Annotated in this window: 9 protein-coding genes; 5 read left to right on the plus strand and 4 right to left on the minus strand. The window is 70.9% G+C overall.

What is annotated here, in order from left to right:
* The first annotated feature begins 113 nt into the window (after positions 1–113).
* The 4 genes from ND748_RS35155 (at position 114) to ND748_RS25695 (ending at position 1,837) form a co-directional block, all read left to right on the plus strand.
* Positions 114–191: a putative leader peptide gene (locus ND748_RS35155; protein ID WP_374216036.1), complete on the plus strand. Its 78-nt coding sequence runs from the start codon at positions 114–116 to the stop codon at positions 189–191.
* A gap of 93 nt (positions 192–284) precedes the next feature.
* A complete protein-coding gene (locus ND748_RS25685) occupies positions 285–704 on the plus strand; it encodes a DUF4395 domain-containing protein (protein ID WP_251748655.1) in 420 nt (139 codons plus the stop codon).
* The gene (locus ND748_RS25690) at positions 701–1,534 is read left to right on the plus strand and encodes a sulfurtransferase (protein WP_251748656.1); all 834 of its coding nucleotides are present in this window, start codon (positions 701–703) and stop codon (positions 1,532–1,534) included. Before ND748_RS25685 ends, ND748_RS25690 begins: the two co-directional genes overlap by 4 nt.
* A gap of 3 nt (positions 1,535–1,537) precedes the next feature.
* Positions 1,538–1,837, plus strand: a complete 300-nt coding sequence (locus tag ND748_RS25695; RefSeq protein ID WP_044885052.1) for a DUF1416 domain-containing protein — start codon at positions 1,538–1,540, stop codon at positions 1,835–1,837.
* Between the two features lie 169 nt (positions 1,838–2,006).
* Here ND748_RS25695 and ND748_RS25700 read toward each other — a convergent pair whose 3' ends face one another.
* The gene (locus ND748_RS25700; RefSeq protein ID WP_251748660.1) at positions 2,007–2,276 is read right to left on the minus strand and encodes a hypothetical protein; all 270 of its coding nucleotides are present in this window, start codon (positions 2,274–2,276) and stop codon (positions 2,007–2,009) included.
* A gap of 120 nt (positions 2,277–2,396) precedes the next feature.
* The gene (locus ND748_RS25705; RefSeq protein WP_251748662.1) at positions 2,397–2,759 is read right to left on the minus strand and encodes a DsrE family protein; all 363 of its coding nucleotides are present in this window, start codon (positions 2,757–2,759) and stop codon (positions 2,397–2,399) included.
* 209 nt (positions 2,760–2,968) lie between these two features.
* Between ND748_RS25705 and ND748_RS25710 the strand changes: the two genes are divergently transcribed.
* On the plus strand, positions 2,969–3,565 hold the full coding sequence (locus tag ND748_RS25710; RefSeq protein WP_251748664.1) for an FABP family protein: 597 nt from the start codon (positions 2,969–2,971) through the stop codon (positions 3,563–3,565).
* A gap of 151 nt (positions 3,566–3,716) precedes the next feature.
* Here the strand turns inward: ND748_RS25710 and ND748_RS25715 are convergent, their stop codons facing one another.
* Together ND748_RS25715 and ND748_RS25720 are read right to left on the minus strand one after the other, a co-directional pair.
* Positions 3,717–4,211, minus strand: a complete 495-nt coding sequence (locus ND748_RS25715; RefSeq protein ID WP_251748666.1) for a YbjN domain-containing protein — start codon at positions 4,209–4,211, stop codon at positions 3,717–3,719.
* Between the two features lie 103 nt (positions 4,212–4,314).
* A partial coding sequence (locus ND748_RS25720) for a glycosyltransferase (protein ID WP_251748669.1) occupies positions 4,315–4,608 on the minus strand: 294 nt, incomplete at its 5' end.

The raw sequence follows: 4,608 nt of genomic DNA on the forward strand, positions 1-4,608 counted from the left end.
CCTGGCGCAGATCGTCCCCGCGGACGGGATTAAACGGGCAGATCGTGATTCTTCGGAACCACCGCCAGCGGGTTAACACAGACGTGACTTTCGCTGCTACCGTGACACGAACCATGTTCCGGACGCAGCTCGTGAAGCGCCGCGCGGTCGACCTGTGCCGCGTGGGTAGCTGCCTGTGTCGTCTTTCCTGATCGCGGGTTGGCGCCCCCGATGTGATCGGTTTCCCCGACGCATCGCTCCGCATCCGACCGGGTAGCTCGAGCCGGTAGTCAGGAGAATGTCTCGTGGTGGATCCTCGCGGCCTGCGGTTCACCGCTGCGGTCACCTCGGTCGTGCTCGCCGTGGTGCTGGTGACGGGTAGCGGATGGTTGTTGCTCGCGCAGACCGTGGTGTTCGTCGTGGGGGCGGTGGCCGGCGTGCGATACGCGCCCTACGGCCTGCTGTTCCGGGCGCTGATCCGGCCGCGGCTGGGGCCGCCCGCGACGACCGAGGACGCAGCTGCGCCCCGGTTCGCCCAGCTCGTCGGTTCGATCTTCGGAGTCGTGGGGGTCGCGGGTTTCCTCTCGGGCGTCGCCGTGCTCGGTTTCGCCGCCGCCGCGGCCGCTTTCGTAGCGGCCTTCCTGAACGCAGCGTTCGACTTCTGTCTTGGCTGCCAGTTGTATCTGTTCTTCCGTTCCATCACCGTAAGAGGAGCGCGCGCATGAGCCGCGAGAAGGCATTGGTCGACGCCGCCTGGGTCGAGGCGAACCGCGACGACCCCAAGGTCGTTCTGGTCGAGGTCGACGAGGACGTCTCCGCCTACGACAAGGGGCACATTCCGGGGGCCGTGCGGCTCGACTGGAAGTCCGAGCTGCAGGACTCCGTCATCCGGGACTTCGTCAACAAGGAGCAGTTCGAGAAGCTGCTGTCCGGCAAGGGCATCGCGAACGGTGACACCGTCGTCCTCTACGGCGGCAACAACAACTGGTTCGCGGCCTACGCCTACTGGTACCTCAGCCTGTACGGGCACGCGGACGTCCGGCTGCTCGACGGCGGCCGCAAGAAGTGGGAGCTCGACGGGCGGGAGCTGACCGCCGAGGTCACCCCGCGACCGGCGACGACCTACACCGCCAAGGAGGCGCGTACCGACATTCGCGCCTTCCGCGAGGAGGTCGTCGCTGCGATCGGCGAGAAGGCGCTCGTCGACGTCCGGTCTCCCGACGAGTTCTCCGGCAAGCTGCTCGCGCCGGCGCACCTGCCGCAGGAGCAGTCCCAGCGGGCCGGTCACATCCCCACCGCGAAGAACATCCCGTGGGCGAAGACCGCGAACGAGGACGGCACCTTCCGGAACAACGACGAGCTGACCAAGCTCTACGGCGAGGCCGGCGTCGACCTCGCCCAGGACATCATCGCCTACTGCCGCATCGGCGAGCGTTCGGCGCATACCTGGTTCGCCCTGCACGAGTTGCTCGACCTGCCGAACGTGAAGAACTATGACGGGTCGTGGACCGAGTACGGCTCGCTGGTGGGCGTGCCGATCGAGAAGGGTGCGTGAGATATGTGCGGCGCGACCCGCGGTGGACCGTCGGTGGAGGGAATTGACGTGGCCAAGGAGACCGTGATCCAGGGCGTCGTGGTGCAGGGCGGCGAGCCGGTCTCGACTGGCTACGCCCGGCTGCTCGACGAGGGCGGCGACTTCACCGCCGAGGTTCCGCTCTCGGCGACCGGCCAGTTTCGCTTCTTCGCGCGGCCTGGGCAGTGGACGGTGCGGGCGCTCGTGCCCGGCGCGAGCGGCGAGCAGAAGGTCGTCGCCCGCCAGGGCGAGCCGGTCGACACCCAGGTCGAGGTCGCGGCCTGACGGTCGCTGGAGACAGCACGGTAGTCGCGGCGGAGGGGACAGCGGGCAGTTTCCGCTGTCCCCTTTTTCTGATGTGTCGCCTCGCGGGAGGCAGGCTGGCCGAGAGCTGGTGCTGCAGCCGCGGTGCTGCGGCCGGGGTGCTGCGGCCGGGGTGCTGGGGCTGCGGTTTTCAGGCAGCGGAGTCGCCGCGCTCCGTGCCTGCGTGGACGGGGGCGGGCAGCAACGGGCGGGCAGCGCCTGGCAGTTCCGCGCCGGGCGGCACCGTCGTCGGCACCGCGAAGTGCATCGGGCCGACCGAGAAGCAGCGCAGGCCGTTGTCGCGGGCGAACGCGACTGCGGAGCCCCGGTCGGGGAACGGCGCGATGATCCGGCGGACGGTGCGCTGCCCGGCGGCTGCGAACAGGACCACCGCGAAGAGTATGTCGGAGTCTGCCGTCATGCGATCATGAAAGCGCATGCGATGGCCGACGATGCGCGTTTCGACGTGTCCCGTTCGTGGTCTGTTGTTGCGCCTGCGGTGGCTTCTGCAACGGCTTTCCGGCTTCAGTAGACGCCGTCTTCAGTAGACGAGGGCCTGGACCCCGTCCGCGAGCACCTCGTCGACGAACGAGGCCGCGCCGGCGATGCGGATGCCGGGGATGACGTCGTCCGGGCCGAACGAGCGCCGGGCGGCGCACTGGGTGCACACGGTGACCCGGCCGCCGGCGAGGATGCCGGCGAGGAGGTCCGGCAGCGGCGCGGCATGCGGCAGGTCGAACTCCGCCGCCCGCCCGGGCAGCGCGAACCAGGCGGATTCGCCGGTGAGCCAGACCGAGACGTCCGTCCCGGCGGCGACGGCGACGGCCGCCACCGTGAACGCCTGCGAACAGCGCTCCGGCGCGTCCATCCCAGCGGTGACCTTGACGACGAGGGGACGGGGCATCGACCCAGTCTGCCCCATCGGGGTGCCGGCGGGTCGCCGCGCGGCCGCCCCCCGACCCCGCCAGTCCGACCCCGCCCAACCCCGTCGGCTCGGCGGGCTAGGCTGCGCAGCGTGCTGCACTACTTCTTCACCGGGCTACTGGTGGCGATGTCCGTCCTGATCGCCTGGTTCTCCGGCTACGTGGTCTACAAGCTGTACGAGGGGCAGCGTTGAGCGCCCGGGGCAGGTCGGCCGCCGGGCGGTCGCGGCCCGCGACCGCGACCGGGACCGGGGGGACCGAGACCGGGGGGACCGGGTCCGCCGATCTGCATCCCAGCCTGCTGCCGCTGGCCTTCCTCGTCGGCACCTGGCGCGGCGAGGGCGTGGGCGGATATGAGGATCTTGAGGGCTTCCACTACGGCCAGGAGATCACCTTCGCCGCCGACGGCCGCCCAGCGTTGGGCTACGTCTCCCACACCTGGTGGGCGGACGAGCCGCGCGACGGACGGGAGCCCGGCAGCCCGTTGGCCACCGAGACCGGCTTCTGGCGCGTCCAGCCCGGCGAGGACGGCAAGACGGTCGTCGAGGTGACCCTGGCGCACCCGTTCGGCATCGCGGAAATCTACGTCGGCACGGTGGCGGGAACCCGCGTGGACCTCGACCACAACGTGCTGATCCGCACGGCGACCGCCCGCGACGTCACCCGCTCGGTGCGGCTCTACGGGATCCTCGAGGGCGGAGACCTGGCCTACGCGATCGACATGGAGGCCGAGGGCAAGAAGTTGCAGTCGCACCTGTCGGCGCGCCTGCACCGCGTCACGGACTGACCGGCCGGCCGACGACCAGAGTCGGCGGCCACGGTCAGCCGGGCGGCCACGGTCAGCCGGGCCGCCAGAGTCGGGCGGCCACGGTCAGCCGGACAGCCGGTCAGCCGGACAGCCGGAGTCAGTCGGGCGGCCGGGGTCAGCCGATGATCGGTCAGCCGGGCATCGCGGCGTTGCCGGCGTCGGCGGCGAGCTTGGCCCGCCAGGCCTTCTCCCGCTCGATCGCCGCGGCGAACCCGAGGGCGATCGCCGGGTCGAAGTTGTCGTCGGCGTAGGTGCCGACGCAGCCGAGGATCCGGTCGATCTCCTCCGCCGTGACCGCGAGCAGCGGGATCTGCCCGGTCAGGAAGATGTCGCCGACCCGGTCGATCGAGAAGTGCACGCCGTAGGTCTTCGCGTTGCGGCCGAGCAGGAACGCGTAGGTGCCCGCCGCGTTCTCCGCCGGGGCGCGCATGAAGAACGCCTCGACCAGCAGAGAGTGGTCCTGCACGACGAGCCAGGTCATCGTGCGCAGCTTGTGCTCGCCCTCCAGCGTGACCAGGAACGAGCCCGCACTGATGCGCTCGTAGGCGAGGTCGAGGTCGGCCAGGGTGGCGGAGACCAGGCCGTCGAGCCGCTCGCGCTCCGCTGTGTCGATGGGTGCCGTCATGGCCCGAGACCTCCCCGTCTGCAACTGTGATGATGCCGGATCAGGTGGAGATCCTCCCACCCGACTCGACGACTCATCCCGCGACGACTCACCCTGCGACGGCTCACACTGCGACGGCGGTGGGGCTCAGCGCGTGCCGGTAGCTGCGCAGCACCCCGCGGGCGGTGGCCGACCAGCCGAAGCCGGCCGCCCGGCCGACCGCGCCGGTGGACAGGCGGCTGCGCCAGTGCGGCTGGCGCAGCAGCCGATCCAGGGTGTCGGCGTAGCGAGCCGGGTCGCGGCCCGCGACGAGCACGCCGGAGAACCCCTCGGCGACGGCGGTGCGCACGCCGCCGACCCCGGCGGCGACCACCCCCGTGCCCCAGGCCTGGGCCTCCAACCCGACGAGCCCCAATCT

Source organism: Frankia sp. AiPs1, from assembly GCF_023716945.1.
GTDB lineage: Bacteria > Actinomycetota > Actinomycetes > Frankiales > Frankiaceae > Frankia.

What these genes read in the sequence shown, in the direction of transcription:
- ND748_RS25690 (WP_251748656.1), top strand. Translation starts at nt 701, where the DNA reads ATGAGCCGCGAGAAGGCATTGGTCGACGCCGCCTGGGTCGAGGCGAAC.
- ND748_RS25705 (WP_251748662.1), bottom strand. Translation starts at nt 2,759, where the DNA reads ATGCCCCGTCCCCTCGTCGTCAAGGTCACCGCTGGGATGGACGCGCCG.
- ND748_RS25695 (WP_044885052.1), top strand. Translation starts at nt 1,538, where the DNA reads ATGTGCGGCGCGACCCGCGGTGGACCGTCGGTGGAGGGAATTGACGTG.
- ND748_RS25715 (WP_251748666.1), bottom strand. Translation starts at nt 4,211, where the DNA reads ATGACGGCACCCATCGACACAGCGGAGCGCGAGCGGCTCGACGGCCTG.
- ND748_RS35155 (WP_374216036.1), top strand. Translation starts at nt 114, where the DNA reads ATGTTCCGGACGCAGCTCGTGAAGCGCCGCGCGGTCGACCTGTGCCGC.
- ND748_RS25700 (WP_251748660.1), bottom strand. Translation starts at nt 2,276, where the DNA reads ATGACGGCAGACTCCGACATACTCTTCGCGGTGGTCCTGTTCGCAGCC.